Source organism: Yimella lutea (genome assembly GCF_006715095.1).
In the GTDB taxonomy this organism is placed as follows: Bacteria; Actinomycetota; Actinomycetes; order Actinomycetales; family Dermatophilaceae; genus Yimella; species Yimella lutea.
Window position 1 is genome coordinate 667035 of sequence record NZ_VFMO01000001.1, and the last position, 15078, is coordinate 682112.

Below are 15078 nucleotides of genomic sequence, written 5' to 3' on the forward strand. Positions count from 1 at the left end.
AGAGTAGGTGGGTGCTCTCCCGTCTCGTCATCGCTCACCTGAAGCGGTATCCGCGCCTGACCGGCGCCCTCGTCCTGCTGCAGTTGCTGAGCGTCGCGGCCTCGCTCTACCTGCCTTCGCTCAACGCCGACGTCATTGACAAGGGGGTCACCGTCGGCGACACCGGATACATCTGGCGTACGGGCGGCTGGATGCTGCTGGTGTCGTTGGTACAGGTGTTCGCCGCCATCGGGGCGGCCTATGTCGCAGCGAAGCTGGCGATGTTCTACGGGCGCGACACCCGGGGTTCGTTGTTCGCGCGGGTCGGTGAGTTCTCGGCTCGTGAGGTGAACCGTTTCGGGGCGCCCACCCTCATCACTCGGGGCACCAACGACGTCCAGCAGGTGCAGATGGTGGTGCTGATGGGCGCCACGCTGATGATCGCCGCGCCGATCATGATGATCGGCGGCGTGGTGATGGCGTTGCAGGAATCAGTGTCGTTGTCCTGGCTCATCGTGGTCGCGGTGATCGTCCTCGGCGTCACGATCTCGTTGATCATCCGGCAACTCGTGCCCGGCTTCCGGCAGGTGCAGGTCAAGCTCGACGGCGTCAACCGGATCCTGCGCGAGCACCTGTCCGGCGTCCGGGTGATCCGTGCGTTCACCCGTGAGCGCTTCGAGCAGCAACGCTTCACCGAGGCCAACGAAGACCTCACCGGGTTGCTGATCCGCACCGGGCGGCTGATGTCGGCGCTGTTCCCCGTTGTGTTCCTGGTGATGAACCTGTCGACCACCGCGGTGTGGTGGTTCGGTGGTCATCAGGTCGGCGACGGGTCCCTGCAGATCGGTGCCCTGACGGCCTACATGACCTACCTGATGCAGATTCTGATGGCGGTCATGATGGCCACCTTCATGTTCATGATGATCCCGCGTGCGTCGGTGTCGGCCGAGCGCATCGTGGAGGTGCTCGACACGGAGCCGTCGGTGATGCCGCCGGCGAACCCGCTGACGCCGGACGATGGCCGTGGTGTGGTCGAGTTGCGTGACGTCTCGATGTCCTACCCCGGTGCGGATGTCCCTGTGCTGCAGGACGTTTCGGTGCGCGGAACTCCCGGCCAGACGATCGCGATCATCGGCGCGACCGGATCGGGCAAGACGACGCTGCTGTCACTGATCGCCCGGTTGTTCGACGCGACCTCGGGTGAGGTGCTGGTGGACGACGTCGACGTGCGGGAGCTCGACCCGCAACTGCTGTGGGGACGCGTCGGCATCGTCCCGCAGAAGGCGTACCTGTTCACCGGCACCGTCGCGTCCAACCTTCGGTACGGCGACCCGGACGCGTCCGACGAGCAACTGTGGGAAGCGCTGCGCATCGCGCAGGCGGCCGACTTCGTGCAGGAACTCGACGGCGGGCTCGACGCACCGGTCAGCCAGGGCGGCACCAACTTCTCCGGGGGCCAACGGCAGCGGCTGTGCATCGCGCGCGCCCTGGTCAGCCGGGCCAACATCTACCTGTTCGACGACAGCTTCTCCGCGCTCGACCTGCGCACCGACCGCGCCCTTCGAACCGCGCTCGCGCCGTACGTCCGAAACAGCACGGTCTTCCTTGTCGCCCAACGGGTTTCGACCATCCGGGATGCGGATCAGATCATCGTGCTGGAGGACGGCCGAGTGGTCGGGCACGGACGTCACGAGGAGTTGTTGCGTGACTGTACCGAGTACCAGGAGATCTGCGCCTCGCAGCGGATCGAGGACGCGGCATGAGCACCCGGACCACCCAGTCGCCCATGCGCCGCGGCCACGGCCCGTCGATGGGCATCGGTATGGCCGAGAAGACGATGAACTTCAAGGGTTCGTCCAAGCGGCTGCTGGGCCGGCTGCGCCCGCATCGCCTCACGCTCATCCTGGTGCTCGCACTCACCGTCGTCGCGGTGGTGCTGTCGGTGATCGCGCCGCGTGTGCTCGGTGCGGCCGTCGATGAGATCTACGACGGTGTGATCGGTCGCCGCTCGGTCGACTTCGACGAGGTCGGACGCATCCTCGCGATCGTCGTCGGTCTGTACGTGGTCGCCGCGGTGGCCCAACTGGTGCAGGGGTTCCTGCTGGCGAAGGTCGTCCAGCGCACCGTCCAGCGACTGCGCGACGACGTCGAGGCCAAGGTCAACCGTCTGCCGCTGGCATACCTGGACGGCCAGCCACGGGGTGAGATGTTGTCGCGGGTCACCAACGACATCGACAACGTCGGACAGTCGATGCAACAGTCGATCAGTCAGCTGTTGTTCAACGGCCTCACCGTGATCGGCGTCGTCGTGATGATGGTGTCGATCTCGTGGTGGCTGACGATCGTCGCCGTGCTCGCGGTGCCGGTCGTGATGGTCGTGACCGCGAAGGTGATGAAGAAGTCGCAGGGGCTGTTCGTGCAGCAGTGGCAGCACACCGGCGAGCTCAACGCCCAGATCGAGGAGACGTTCTCCGCACACGATCTGGTGAAGGTCTTCGGACGCGGCCCGCAGGTGCAGGCGACGTTCAGGGCTAAGAACGACGAACTCACGAACGTCAGCTGGCGGGCGCAGTTCGTCAGCGGACTGGTCATGCCGATCATGATGTTCGTCGGCAACCTGCAGTACGTCATCGTCTGTGTGCTCGGTGGGGTGCAGGTGGCGAACGGCGGGATGTCGCTCGGTCAGGTCACCGCGTTCATCCAGTACTCCCGGCAGTTCACCCAACCGATCACCCAACTCGCGTCGATGGTCAACCTGTTGCAGTCGGGTGTCGCTTCCGCGGAGCGGGTGTTCGAAGTGCTGGACGCCCCCGAGGAGCCTGCCGACGCCGCCGGCCGACTGTCGCCGGCGCGGGGAAAGGTGACCTTCGAGGACGTTTCGTTCTCCTACGGCGAGGAGCCTCTCATCGAGCACCTCGACCTCGAGGTGGAGCCCGGTCAGACGGTCGCGATAGTAGGACCCACCGGCGCCGGAAAGACCACTTTGGTCAACCTGCTGATGCGTTTCTACGACATCGACTCCGGACGAATCACGCTGGACGGCAGGGATATCCGCGACGTCCCGCGTACCGACCTGCGCTCACGGATCGGGATGGTGCTGCAGGACACCTGGCTGTTCCACGGCACCATCGGCGAGAACATCGCCTACGGCAACCCGAACGCGACCGAGGCGGACGTGCTCGAAGCGGCGCAAGCCACCTTCGTCGACCGGTTCGTGCACTCCCTGCCCGACGGCTACGACACCGTGGTCGACGAGGACGGGACCAATGTCTCCACCGGTGAGCGACAGCTGATCACGATCGCCCGGGCGTTCGTCGCCGATCCGGCACTGCTGATCCTGGACGAGGCGACCTCATCGGTCGACACCCGCACCGAGGTGCTCGTGCAGCACGCCATGGCGGCCCTGCGCGCGAACCGCACCAGCTTCGTGATCGCCCACCGTCTGTCGACGATCCGGGACGCCGACGTGATCCTGGTGATGGACCGAGGACGCATCGTCGAGACGGGGGACCACGAGCGACTGTTGGCACTGGGCGGGGTCTACAGCGACCTGTACGCATCCCAGTTCGAAGGCGTCGCAACCTGATCGGGTTCATCGGTTCGCCGGTGTGTCGCTGGGCGTGGCAACCACGTCGGGCGGCCCCGGTCGTTGCAAGTGGTAGTCGTCGACGGTGCCGGTGGTGCCGTGGAAGAACGGACTGTCGTAGAAGTTGCGCACATTCGGGTCGGTGCTGATCGCCGGTGCCCAGTGGGCCGCCGAATCGGCGTAACGCGTGGCCCCGTGAACCGCGATCGGGTCCGTCTCGTCGCCCACTCGCCGAGCCGGGTCGCCGGTGAGTCCGTACCGGTTCATCCGGTCGGGCGGACCCTGGGTGTCCAGGCGCGGCACCGGATCAGCGCGATGCGCGAAGTCCAGCGACTTCACGCTCGCCGGCAACGCGATCCGCGACACCGGTGAACCGGCAGTGACCACATGGGTGACCCGGAAGGTCTGTCGGAACCGACGGTCCTGAGCCAGCCGCGTCGCAACGATCCCGCCCTGGCTGTGCCCGGCGATGAGCACCGGCTGGCTGCCCGGCGTCACCCCCTTCTTCGCCATCGACGTCCGCAGTGCCTTCTCGATCGCCGGGTACAGCGAACTAGGCATGCCAGCGACCGCAAGCAGGTTCGCCGCGGCGTCGCTGGGGTTGCGCGGCCGATCGGCCGACCAGTCCTGGGTACCCGGCACCTCGACGATCCACGCGCTGACACCGTCGGCAGTCGTGACCTGTCGGACTCGGATGCGCGAGGCCGTGTTGCCGGCACTGGCGGAGGTGGTCTCCAACCGGTCGATGCTGCTGATCACCTGTGCGGCATCCCGCGGCGGCGCCAGATGCGTTCGTTCATGCGGCGCGACCGGTGTCACGGTCAACGGACGGTCGTCCTTCAGCAGCCGTCCCGCCCTGGCGTATCGGACGACGGCGGCCGCCTGCGCCTCCAGGGTCGGAGCAGTCATCGGATCGACGACGAACAGGAGTTGCTGTGCGGTGAGCAGCGTGGCGTCGGTCAGTTCTGGATCCGCGATCAACGCCGCTGTCGTGCAACCCACCACGCCGGCCAGGGGGTTGATGTTGCGCGCGCACGGCGGCATCGCTGCGTCGCGTGCCCAGTCCCATTTCCGGGGGAGAGGAACGGACGCGGCGAGGCTGACCTGCACCGTGCCGTACAGCGTCAGAGCGACCCGCGGTGGCGCCATGATCACTTTGAACGAGCGCAGACTCGCCGCCAGGGACGCATCGCGGACGGCGTACGCAACAGCCGCTCCGCGAAGCGCTCGAGCGGTCAGTTCGAGGTCGACACCGGTGGCCAGTATGCCGTTCGGGTGATGCACGAGGCGTAGTTCGTCGGCAGCGATGCCGGCCGCGTGCAGTGGAGCGAACGGCACAGCGCTCGCCGGCAGGTCGAGCAGTGCCGAGACGATGTCGCCCCCCGCCCGGCGAACGGCATTCCCCTCTGTTTCGAGCACACTCGCGGTGACGCGCATGTCGGTCAGGTCGGCGACCGTCGAATGTGCTCCGCCGGTGCGCTCCGGTGCCCCGGGCTGCCGGCTCATCGGCGCAGCCCGAACCCGCTCGTGAGCGGCCGACTCGTCTCTGCGATCGTCCGACCGACGCCCTTGGCGGCATCGTGGAACGCACCGACGGTGTCCATCGCTGCATCGGTCAGCGCCGACTGGCCGACCTCGACCGCCGTCGCGTACCGGTGCAGTGCGCCAGCCATGCCGTCCACCTCCCGGGCAAGGTTGTTCAATCGACCGGCCTTCTCGTGCAGCCGTTTTCGGTACTGGATGGCCCCGACGCTGCGCCAGTCGACCGCGTCTGCGGTGCCGATGCGCCAGGCCGCGCGTCGAATCTCGCCTGCGATGGTGGACGCCTGACGCGCTACCGCTCTGATCTCGTCCGCATCACTCATGACCCGGACGGTAGGTAAGGCACAACCGCCGGCACCACGCGTCCGCGGAAGCCTGTGAACAGAGCAGCGTCACCGACCGGGCTGTGGACAGCAGAAGGATCGAGGGCCACCCCGAACGGAGTGGCCCTCGATCGTTCAGCTGTCCGTCAGTCGGACTTCACCGCGGCCAGCAGCATGTTCGCCACGTCGACGACCTCGACGTCCTCGCGGGCGTTGCCCTCGGACTGCTCGGCGGTCAGACCGTCGGTGAGCATCACGCGGCAGAACGGGCAGCCGATGGCGATGCGGTCAGCGCCGGTCGCGACGGCCTCCTGGGTGCGGTTGAGGTTGATCCGCGACCCCAGTTTCTCCTCCATCCACATGCGCGCACCGCCGGCGCCGCAGCAGAACGACTTCTCGCCGCTGCGCTCCATCTCGCGGTACTCGACGCCGGGCAGCGAACCGATCAGTTCACGCGGCGGGGCGTACACGTTGTTGTGACGGCCCAGGTAGCACGGGTCGTGGTAGGTGACGGACTTACCGGTGGACGCAGCGCCCACGGACGACGGCGTCTCGCCGGGACGGGTCACCGGGGTCAGCTTCTTCTCGCGCACGAGGCGGTTGAGCAACTGGGTGTGGTGCAGCACCTCGTACTCGCCACCCACCTGCGGGTACTCGTTCTTGATCGTGTTGAAACAGTGTGCGCAGGTGACGATGATCTTGCTCGCGCCGGCCCCGTTGAGGGTCTCGACGTTCTGCTGGGCCAGGGCCTGGAAGAGCATCTCGTTGCCGGCGCGGCGGGCGGAGTCGCCGGTACAGGTTTCGCCGTCACCGAGGACGGCGAAGTCGACCCCGGCCAGGTCGAGCAGTTCGGCCACCGCGCGGGTGGTCTTCTTCGCGCGGTCCTCGTATGCACCGGCGCAACCGACCCAGAACAGGTAGTCGACCTCGGACAGCGACTCGACGTCCTGGCCGAAGACCTTGACCTCGAAGGGGAGTTCCTTGGCCCAGTCGAGGCGGGCCCGCGCGGACATGCCCCACGGGTTGCCCTTGCTCTCCATGTTCTTGAACAGGCCACCGAGCTCGCTCGGGAAGGCCGACTCGATGAGGGTCTGGTAGCGGCGCATGTCGACGATGTGGTCGACGTGCTCGATGTCGACCGGGCACTGTTCGACACAGGCGCCGCAGGTGGTGCAGCTCCACAGCACGTCCTGGTCGATGACGGCGTCCGGACCGTGCGGGTTGTACGCCATGAGCGGGCTGTCGATGTCGTACCCGGTGTCGCCGATCAGCGTCGCGCCCAGGACGTCGGGGGCGTTCTCCCCGTTCTCCCTGTTGTCGCCACCGGAGACTCCGGCCTTCATGAACGGTGCACGGTGAGCGGCGTTGTCGCGCAACGTCATCATCAGCAGCTTGGGCGACAGCGGCTTCTCGGTGTTCCAGGCGGGGCACTGGCTCTGGCAACGTCCGCACTCGGTGCAGGTGGAGAAGTCGAGCAGGCCCTTCCAGGTGAAGTCCTCGACCTTGCCGACACCGAAGGTGGTGTCCTCGTCCATCTCCTCCAACGACTCCAGGGTGACCGGCTTGCCGTCGACCTTCATCGGCTCCAGTGCGCCGAGCGAGGTGCGGCCGTCGGGGTGGCGCTTGAAGAAGATGTTGAAGAACGCCAGGAAACGGTGCCAGGCGACACCCATCGTCAGGTTGCGGCAGATCGTGATCAGCCAGACCATCGCGGTGACGATCTTGATCACCGAGATCACCACGATGAACTGCTTGATTCCCTCGCGGCCCATGTTCGTGAACCACTCGCCGAACCAGAACGTCAGCGGGAAGTGCAGGACATCGGCGTGCTCGCCCGAGCCGGTCTTGTCCAGGGCGTACTCCAGGCCGCGCAGCGTGACCACGCAGATGATCTCGATCGCGATGACCAGCTCGACGAAGTAGGCCTGCCAGAAGGTCGAGCCGAAGAAGCGGGACTTGCGGCCGTCGTGTCCGGCGGAGCGTCCCGGGTGGTTCTTTCGGCGGTTCCAGATCAACCACAGGATGCTGAGCAGTCCGGCCCAGCCGAGGAATTCGTTCGCCCAGCCCCACAGGAAGAACGACCCGAGCAGCGGCAGCATGAAGGTGGGGTCCCAGACCTGGAAGTAGGACTGGAGCACCGCCAGCGACAGCATGATGAACGAGATCATCGTGACCCAGTGCGCGATCGCGACGATCGGCAGACGCGACATCCGGGTGTGCCCGAAGATCTCCCGCAGCATCGTCGCCGTGCGCCTGCCCTTGGCGTCACCGCGGTTCTCGGGGCGCCCGAGCTTGAAGCCGGACATGATCTGCGGGACGGCGCGGGCGACCATCGCGACCCCGACCAGGGTGATCCCGAGGGTCAGGACGATGGAGACGATCTGCAGCGGGGACATGCACGCATCCTAACGATCGGTTACTCGCGAGTACTCGGCGTCGGTTCTCGATGGAAGATCGACCCCGTCCGGACAGGGTCCATCTTGCATCGCAGTTTGTCAGGCTGGACGTCAGGTCGCGCGCATATCGCAGTCTCGGTATGCACAGGCGCTGCCGGGCGGATCAACGAAGTGGAAGATCCGACCTACCGGGGCAGGGTCGATCTTCCATCCGAATCGACGCGTCTCAGGGACTGTGACGGGGTGGCGTCTGTGCTCCCCGGTTATATAACCTGGCATTGGAATAGTCATAACGGGAAGGACGTTATGGCTGGACGACTGACCCGAGCCTTTCGGCTCACGACAGAAGGCGAATCACTGTGCCCATCCTGAACGATGTGACCGAGGCGATCGGCAACACTCCGCTGGTCAAGATCAACCGGATCATCGACGAGCCCGGCGTGACCGTCGCGGCCAAGCTCGAGTTCAACAACCCCGGCGCGTCCGTGAAGGACCGCATCGGTGCCGCCATCATCAAGGCCGCCGAGGAGTCCGGCGAACTGAAGCCGGGCGGGACGATCGTCGAGGCGACGTCGGGCAACACCGGGATCGCACTGGCGATGGTCGGCGCGGCCAAGGGCTACAAGGTCGTGCTGGCGATGCCCGAGACGATGTCCGCCGAGCGCAAGGGCCTGCTCAAGGCTTTCGGCGCAGAACTCGTCCTCACTCCTGGTTCGGAGGGCATGAAGGGCGCTGTGAACAAGGCGAACGAGATCGTCGCCGGGCGTGCGGGCGCCGTGCTGGCTCGTCAGTTCGCGAACGAGGCGAACCCGAAGGTGCACCGCGAGACCACCGCAGAGGAGATCTGGCGCGACACCGACGGCAAGGTCGATATCGTCGTCGCAGGCATCGGCACCGGTGGCACCGTCACCGGTGTGGGTCAGGTGCTCAAGGAGCGCAAGCCGGACGTGCAGATCGTCGCGGTCGAGCCGGAGGAGTCCCCGATCCTGAACGGCGGCCAGCCCGGCCCGCACAAGATCCAGGGCATCGGCGCCAACTTCGTCCCCGAGATCCTCGACACCGAGATCTACGACGAGGTCATCGACATCAACGCGGCCACCTCCGTCGAGTGGGCCCGCAAGGCGGCCACCCAGGAAGGCCTGCTGGTCGGCCTCTCCTCGGGCGCAGCGCTCGCTGCTGCGGCCCAGGTCGCTGCGCGGCCGGAGAACAAGGGCAAGACGATCGTCGTGATCATCCCCAGCTTCGGTGAGCGCTACCTGTCCACGATCCTCTTCGAGGGCATTCTCGACTGATCCGCCGGCCGTGGCGCCCGGTACGGAATCGTCCGTGCGCTGCGGCTGTTGTTCTTCCCGTGTCAGATGCAAGGAGTGAACCGATGGTGGTTCTGACGGGCGGCAGCGGAGTCCGCCGTAGCAGCGGTTCGCCGCTGCGTCGAGCGATCGACGAGGTTCGCGCTGACCTGGACGCGGCCATCGCCCGCGACCCGGCGGTCGACTCGCGAGTGGAGATGGCGCTCGCCTCTCCCGGCCTGCACGCGATCTGGACACACCGCGTCTCACACTCGATGTGGAAGCGCGGCGGACGCTGGAAGCTGCCGGCGCGCATGCTCTCCCAGGCCTCCCGCGCAGTGACGGGTGTCGAGATCCACCCCGGCGCGCAGATCGGCAAGCGGTTCTTCATCGACCACGGGATGGGGGTCGTCATCGGCGAAACGGCCGAGATCGGCAACGACGTGATGATGTACAACGGCGTCAACCTCGGGGGCCGCACCTTCGCGAAGGTGAAGCGCCACCCGACGCTGGCGGACGGTGTCACCGTCGGAGCCGGCGCTCGCATCCTGGGCCCGGTGACCGTCGGCGCCGGTTCTGCGGTCGGCGCGAATGCCGTCGTGGTGAAGGACGTGCCGGCGCAGTCCACCGCGGTCGGGGTCCCCGCCGTCGTCCGGCCCAACCAGCCGGCCGCTGCGCTCGACCCCTTCGCGGATCCGGCGCTCTACATCTGAGCAGAGGTCAACAGTCGCACACGCGTGAACGAAGGCCCGCCCCCATCATGGGAGCGGGCCTTCGACGTGGTGCGGGGGACTCAGCCCTTCGCGGCAGCCTTGAGCTTGGAGCCCGCGGTGACCTTGGCGGCCTTCGACGCGGCGATCTCGATCGCTTCGCCGGTCTGCGGGTTGCGGCCGGTGCGAGCGGCGCGGTCCACGACCTCGATGGTCAGCAGACCCGGCAGCTGGATCTTCTCACCGCGGCCGACAGCCTCGAGGATGACGTCGTTGAGACCGCCGATGACCGCGTTGGCGTCCTTGACGCTGACGCCGGTGCGCTGAGCAATCGTGCTGGCGAGGTCAGTCTTGTTCATCGATATTCCTTGTCTGTGTTAATCAGGACGGGACTCGATGTCTCCGTCTGACTTGTTTCGCTGCGTGGTTACCCCCGTAGCGTTGGCAGTTCACCACAGTAACCGCGAAAAACCGCGGATTTGTGCGGGTGTGCCGTCGGCTTCACCGTACGGGAAGGCGTCGTGACGTCAACCCGACGCGCTGAGGCCGGGCCCTCAGTTGGCGTCGAAGCCGGGGTCGGTCTTGGGCAGCTTGGCGTCGTCCGACAGCGTCGTGGACGTCTGCTTGGTCGAGCCGCTGTCGGTGTCGGCGGACGGTGCCACGCCGGCGTCGTCGCCTGCAGCGAGTTCACCCTCCACAGTTTCACCGGGCTTGCCATGCCTCGCAGCCGAATATCCAGCCGCCACAGCACTTTTCGCGGCTGTGCCCGCGCCCTTGATGGCCGCCTGGCCGGCTGCCGCAGCAACCTCGGGGCCACGCTCCTTGAGCGTCTGGGTGGCCTCGTCCTTCTTCTGCTGGACGGCCGGGTGCTGCCAGGCCTTACCGGCCTGAAGCTTGATCTGTTCGTATCGCTGCTCGCCTGCCCGCGCACCGGCCACATAACCGGCGGCGAACCCGGCGAGGAAGGAAATCTTTCCCATCGGGTCTCCTCTCGTCCTGCGGACGACCCTACTGATCGGCGCAGGACGGCTGGGGCCTGCGCCCTGTCGGCATTGCACGCGAATCCCGGACCGGCGGTGACCTAGGATGGGCGGGCTCCGGTCACCCGGAGCATGGAGGGCTCGCATAGTGGCCTAGTGCGGCGGTCTTGAAAACCGCTAAGTCGGTAACCCCGGCTTCGTGGGTTCGAATCCCACGCCCTCCGCCGATCAGTCCCCACGCAGGGTGCGCATCACCAGCGGCAGTTGTGGCGGGATCTCCGAGGCCAGGTAGCCCACGCGTCCGAACTGGGCAGCGAGCGCGTCGCCCGCCGCCGCGTGCACGTACTTCCCCCACACCAGCGACTGCACGAGTCCGGCGCCGCGGCTGAGCAGACCGGCAACCGCGCCCGCCACGACGTCGCCGCTGCCCGAGGTGCCGAGGCCGGTGTCGCCGGTGGTGACCTGCCACAGCCCGTCGCCGTCGGTGATCCAGGTGTCGCAGCCGACCGCAGCGCCGTACCGACCTGCGGCGTCGATGATGCCCTCGGCCACGCGATCCTCGTCCACCTCGTCCTCGTCGAGCAGGTGGGCCAGCTCGCCTCGGTTGGGGGTGAGTACGAGTCGTCCCGACAACCGGTCGCGCTCGGCTGTCGACAGGTCCGGCAGCACAGTCGCGCCGAACGCGTCCAACACGATCGGCACGTCGTCCGGAAGCAGTCGGACGATCTCGCTCAGCAAGCGGCCGGCACCGGCCGGGTTTCCCAGGCCCGGGCCGACGAGCACGCAGTCGGCACGTTCGAGATCCTTCGTCAGGTGCTGCTCGACCTGCTCGCCGGTGATCGCTCCCTCGGAGTCGTCGGCGAGCGAGGTCGCACCGGACTCCGGGACGGCCACCGCCACCTGCGCCGCGATGGACGCAGCCACCGCCAGGCTCAGGCGCCCGGCACCCATCCGCAGCGACGACAGTCCGGCGAGCATCGCCGCGCCGGGCGTGGCGCGGTCGCCGCCGACGACCAACACCTGGCCGCGGCTGTACTTGGTGCCGGACGGCTCCGGCAGGGTCCACGAACGCAGCAACGCTGGCGTGATCAGCCGAGGCTGTTCGCGCGAGCCGCCGCGTGCGTCGTCCGGGATGTTTTGCGAGACAGCGTCATTGGTCATTGCCGGCACCCACCTCATCCGAGGCGCCCGGTTGGGCGGTGACCTGCACGTTCTCCTCGCGCAGGTGCTCGTTCAGGTTGTAATCGACGACCGTCCAGCCGGTCGGTGACTCCTCGTCACTGCGCAGTCGGCAGATCGCGGCGTTGCCCATCGGGTTCGTGCGCGCCCGGTCGAGCACGGACTCCTCGTCCAGGCCCTCGGCCACGTAACAGAAGAGCAGGTTCACCACGTCGTGGGCGGTGATCAGCACGGTGCCCTCGCCGACCAGGTGGCGGATGTCGGTGAGGACACCGCGGACCCGCTGCGTGACATCGGCCCAGGACTCACCACCCGGGGGCCGGTAGTAGAACTTGCCGATCCAGTTACGGCGTTCCACTTCCTCGGGGTACTTCTCGCGGATGCCGGCCGCGGTCAACATGTCGGTGATTCCCATGTCGCGGTCGCGCAGCCGCTCGTCCACCCGGATGTCGACCTCGAGCCCCGCGCCGTCGAGTGCGGTCTGCAAGGTCTGGCGGGCGCGACGGTACGGACTGGTCCACGCGATGTCCGGACGCTCGGACTCCTCCAGTCGGGACAGCCATGCCCCGACCGCTGCGGCCTGCTCGTGGCCGAGTTCGGACAGTTCGATGTCGGGGTCGCGCACCGGGACGTCGATCCGCTCCAACTTGTCGCGCTCGGCGGACTCGGCCGCGACGTTGCCGACGGACTGACCGTGCCGGACGATGATCAGGTCGATGGGTGCCATTGCGCCAGCGTAGGTCTGGGCGGGCGCACCGGGTCGGGCGCGAGGCATTCGACTCGCCGTGCAGCATCTGGCGTCTCGCTGTTCTGCGGCGCCACACTTCGGTATCCAGGACACGCTCGATGACGAGGTGCTCGGAACGCTGGGAGCTTTCGTCGGGGCGGTGGTCGTCTCACGACGTGTGGGAAAGGGTGCCGGAACAACCCACCGGCCGGTCCGCTGAACCACTGCCGGAGCCAGTGACCAGCATGATGGGGCCATGAGGTCGCTGCTAACCGCCCGCGTACCGTGACTTCTTCTACTTCAGTCACAACCTCGGTATGACCTACCAGGTGTCCGACACCGACGTCTCCAGCACGGACATCCGGTCGGTCGTCCTGCGGCACAGCCTGCTGTCCTACCTGTTCGGCACAGTCATCCTCGCGGCCACGATCAACCCGGTCGCCGGTCTCGTCACCGGCAATTGAAAGGACTCGACATGAGTTACGAAACGCTGACCCACACCCTGGACGACGGCGTCCTGACGATCACCCTCGACCGTCCCGAACAGCTGAACGCCTTCACGGTGACGATGGCCGACGAGCTCGAGCGGTCGTTCCGGGAGGTGAACGACAACGACGACGTCCGCGCGGTGATCGTGACCGGTGCCGGGCGGGCCTTCTGCGCCGGTATGGATCTGTCGGTGGGTGGCAACGTCTTCGGGCTCGATGAGTCCAAGCGCCCGGGTCTGGCAGACATGGAAGACCTGGCCGATCCGCGGATTGCACAGGTGCGCGACACCGGCGGACGGGTGACGCTTGCCATCCACGACTGCCGTAAGCCGGTGATCGCGGCCATCAACGGTCCGGCCGTGGGGATCGGCGCGACGATGACGTTGGCGATGGACGCGCGTCTGGTGTCGGAGAAGGCGCGGTTCGGGTTGGTGTTCGGCCGGATCGGGATCGTGCCCGAGGCGGCATCCACCTGGTTCCTGCCGCGCATCGTCGGCATGGCCGACGCGATCGACCTCATGCTTTCTGCCGACATTCTGGACGCCGAGCAGACCGTCGCTCGGCGTCTTGCGAACGGCGTGCACGACACCGATGAGTTGCTCGGTGCTGCAAAGGAATTGGCTGACCGATGGACGAAGGGTCGGTCGCCAGTCGGCGTTGCGCTCACCCGCCAGATGATCCGGCGCAACAGCGCTTACGAGCACCCGGTCGAGGCACATCGCGTCGATTCGCTCGCGATGTTCTGGACGAGTGTCGGCGACGGCAAGGAAGGTGTGGCAGCGTTCCTGGGCAAGCGTGCTGCGGAGTACCAAGGACGCGCCTCGCAGCTGCCCGACTTCTACGACGAGTGGCTGTCGCGTGGGCAGTGACGCCAAGACGGCGACCAAGGACGAGTCGCTGCTCACCGTCATCGTCGCGTTCGCCGCGAACCTGCTGATCGCGATCGCCAAGACCGTCGTCGCAGTCATCACCGCGTCGGCCTCGATGATGGCCGAGGCTGCGCACTCGTGGGCCGACACCGGCAACGAGGTCTTTCTGCTCATCGGCACCCGCAAGGCTGCCAAGAAACCGGACGACGATCACCCGCTCGGTTACGGCCGCGTCGGCTACGTCTGGTCGATGTTCGCCGCGTTCGGGTTGTTCACGGTGGGTGCCGCGGTGTCGATCTGGCACGGTATCCAGTCGCTCGGCGCGACCGAGCAGGAGACCCCGTCCTACCTGTGGGCGTACGTCGTGCTGGCCATCGCGTTCGTGCTGGAAGGAACCTCGTTCCTGCAGGCCCTGCGGCAGACCCGCAAGAACGCGGCCCGACGGCGGCTCGCGCCGCTGCGGTACATCCACATCACGTCCAACCCGATGCTGCGCGCGGTGTTCGCCGAGGACGCTTCGGCGTTGATCGGCCTGATCATCGCCGCCTGCGGCATCGGTCTGCATCAGGTGACAGGCGACCCGATCTGGGACGCGATCGGCTCGATCGTCGTCGGCATCCTGCTCGGCGTCGTCGCGGTCTTTCTGATCGCTCGCAATATGGACTTCCTCACCGGCGAGAACGTCACGCCGCTGGTCCGGAACGCGGCCCTCGCCGGACTGCTCGATCACCCCGAGGTCGAACGGGTCAGCTACCTGCGCATGGAGTGGATCGGGGCAGACCAGCTGTACTTCGTGGCCGCCGTCGACCTGATCGGCGACCGCCCGGAGCCGGATCTCGCGCGAACCCTCGCCGGCATCGCCGACGACCTGCAGGAACGTCCTGAGATCGTCCGTGCGGTACTGACCCTCACCCGTCCGGACGACACCACCGACCTGTGTCCGGGTGAACTGCCGGCCTGGTACCTGGCGGCTCGTTAACCGGTTGCTGCGCGCACGTGCGTCTGCGAGC

At 67.0% G+C, this 15078-nt stretch carries 13 protein-coding genes, 1 tRNA gene and 1 pseudogene; 8 read left to right on the top strand and 7 right to left on the bottom strand.

Annotated elements, in window-relative coordinates; translation table 11 throughout:
* Positions 1-11 precede the first annotated feature (11 nt).
* Both FB459_RS03100 and FB459_RS03105 read left to right on the top strand, forming a co-directional pair.
* Positions 12-1742, top strand: coding sequence for an ABC transporter ATP-binding protein (locus FB459_RS03100; protein WP_141927431.1), 1731 nt, complete (start codon positions 12-14; stop codon positions 1740-1742).
* The gene (locus FB459_RS03105) at positions 1739-3565 is read left to right on the top strand and encodes an ABC transporter ATP-binding protein (protein ID WP_141927432.1); all 1827 of its coding nucleotides are present in this window, start codon (positions 1739-1741) and stop codon (positions 3563-3565) included. Before FB459_RS03100 ends, FB459_RS03105 begins: the two co-directional genes overlap by 4 nt.
* Positions 3566-3571: 6 nt before the next feature.
* Here the strand turns inward: FB459_RS03105 and FB459_RS03110 are convergent, their stop codons facing one another.
* The 3 genes from FB459_RS03110 to FB459_RS03120 form a co-directional block, all read right to left on the bottom strand.
* Positions 3572-5071, bottom strand: coding sequence for an alpha/beta hydrolase family protein (locus FB459_RS03110; RefSeq protein ID WP_141927433.1), 1500 nt, complete (start codon positions 5069-5071; stop codon positions 3572-3574).
* Entirely contained in the window at positions 5068-5430 is a 363-nt protein-coding gene (locus FB459_RS03115) for a hypothetical protein (RefSeq protein WP_141927434.1), read from the bottom strand. Before FB459_RS03115 ends, FB459_RS03110 begins: the two co-directional genes overlap by 4 nt.
* Positions 5431-5576: 146 nt before the next feature.
* Positions 5577-7826, bottom strand: a complete 2250-nt coding sequence (locus tag FB459_RS03120; RefSeq protein WP_141927435.1) for a (Fe-S)-binding protein — start codon at positions 7824-7826, stop codon at positions 5577-5579.
* Between the two features lie 359 nt (positions 7827-8185).
* Between FB459_RS03120 and cysK the strand changes: the two genes are divergently transcribed.
* Both cysK and epsC read left to right on the top strand, forming a co-directional pair.
* Entirely contained in the window at positions 8186-9118 is a 933-nt protein-coding gene (cysK, locus tag FB459_RS03125) for a cysteine synthase A (protein WP_129624303.1), read from the top strand.
* Positions 9119-9201: 83 nt separating this feature from the next.
* The gene (gene epsC, locus FB459_RS03130) at positions 9202-9828 is read left to right on the top strand and encodes a serine O-acetyltransferase EpsC (protein WP_141927436.1); all 627 of its coding nucleotides are present in this window, start codon (positions 9202-9204) and stop codon (positions 9826-9828) included.
* Between the two features lie 80 nt (positions 9829-9908).
* Here the strand turns inward: epsC and FB459_RS03135 are convergent, their stop codons facing one another.
* Together FB459_RS03135 and FB459_RS03140 are read right to left on the bottom strand one after the other, a co-directional pair.
* The gene (locus tag FB459_RS03135; RefSeq protein WP_168990111.1) at positions 9909-10184 is read right to left on the bottom strand and encodes an HU family DNA-binding protein; all 276 of its coding nucleotides are present in this window, start codon (positions 10182-10184) and stop codon (positions 9909-9911) included.
* 195 nt (positions 10185-10379) lie between these two features.
* Entirely contained in the window at positions 10380-10805 is a 426-nt protein-coding gene (locus FB459_RS03140; protein ID WP_141927437.1) for a hypothetical protein, read from the bottom strand.
* Between the two features lie 134 nt (positions 10806-10939).
* On the opposite strand from FB459_RS03140, the gene FB459_RS03145 reads away from it, so the two are divergent.
* Positions 10940-11029: transfer RNA gene (locus FB459_RS03145), tRNA-Ser, on the top strand.
* Positions 11030-11033: 4 nt separating this feature from the next.
* On the opposite strand, the gene FB459_RS03150 is transcribed toward FB459_RS03145, so the two are convergent.
* Positions 11034-11966 carry an NAD(P)H-hydrate dehydratase gene (locus tag FB459_RS03150; RefSeq protein ID WP_141927438.1) on the bottom strand — a complete coding sequence of 311 codons (933 nt, stop codon included), beginning with the start codon at positions 11964-11966 and terminating at the stop codon, positions 11034-11036.
* Positions 11956-12711, bottom strand: coding sequence for a histidine phosphatase family protein (locus FB459_RS03155; protein ID WP_239702572.1), 756 nt, complete (start codon positions 12709-12711; stop codon positions 11956-11958). The genes FB459_RS03150 and FB459_RS03155 overlap by 11 nt, the downstream gene beginning before the upstream one ends.
* A 284-nt stretch (positions 12712-12995) precedes the next feature.
* Between FB459_RS03155 and FB459_RS03160 the strand changes: the two are divergent.
* The 3 genes and pseudogenes from FB459_RS03160 to FB459_RS03170 form a co-directional block, all read left to right on the top strand.
* Positions 12996-13175 (top strand): annotated as a pseudogene (locus FB459_RS03160) (DUF1345 domain-containing protein); the annotation flags it as partial.
* 11 nt (positions 13176-13186) lie between these two features.
* Complete coding sequence (locus tag FB459_RS03165) at positions 13187-14068, top strand: crotonase/enoyl-CoA hydratase family protein (RefSeq protein WP_141927441.1); 882 nt, start codon at positions 13187-13189, stop codon at positions 14066-14068.
* Positions 14058-15047: a cation diffusion facilitator family transporter gene (locus FB459_RS03170; protein ID WP_141927442.1), complete on the top strand. Its 990-nt coding sequence runs from the start codon at positions 14058-14060 to the stop codon at positions 15045-15047. The genes FB459_RS03165 and FB459_RS03170 overlap by 11 nt, the downstream gene beginning before the upstream one ends.
* The last annotated feature ends 31 nt before the right edge of the window (positions 15048-15078 follow it).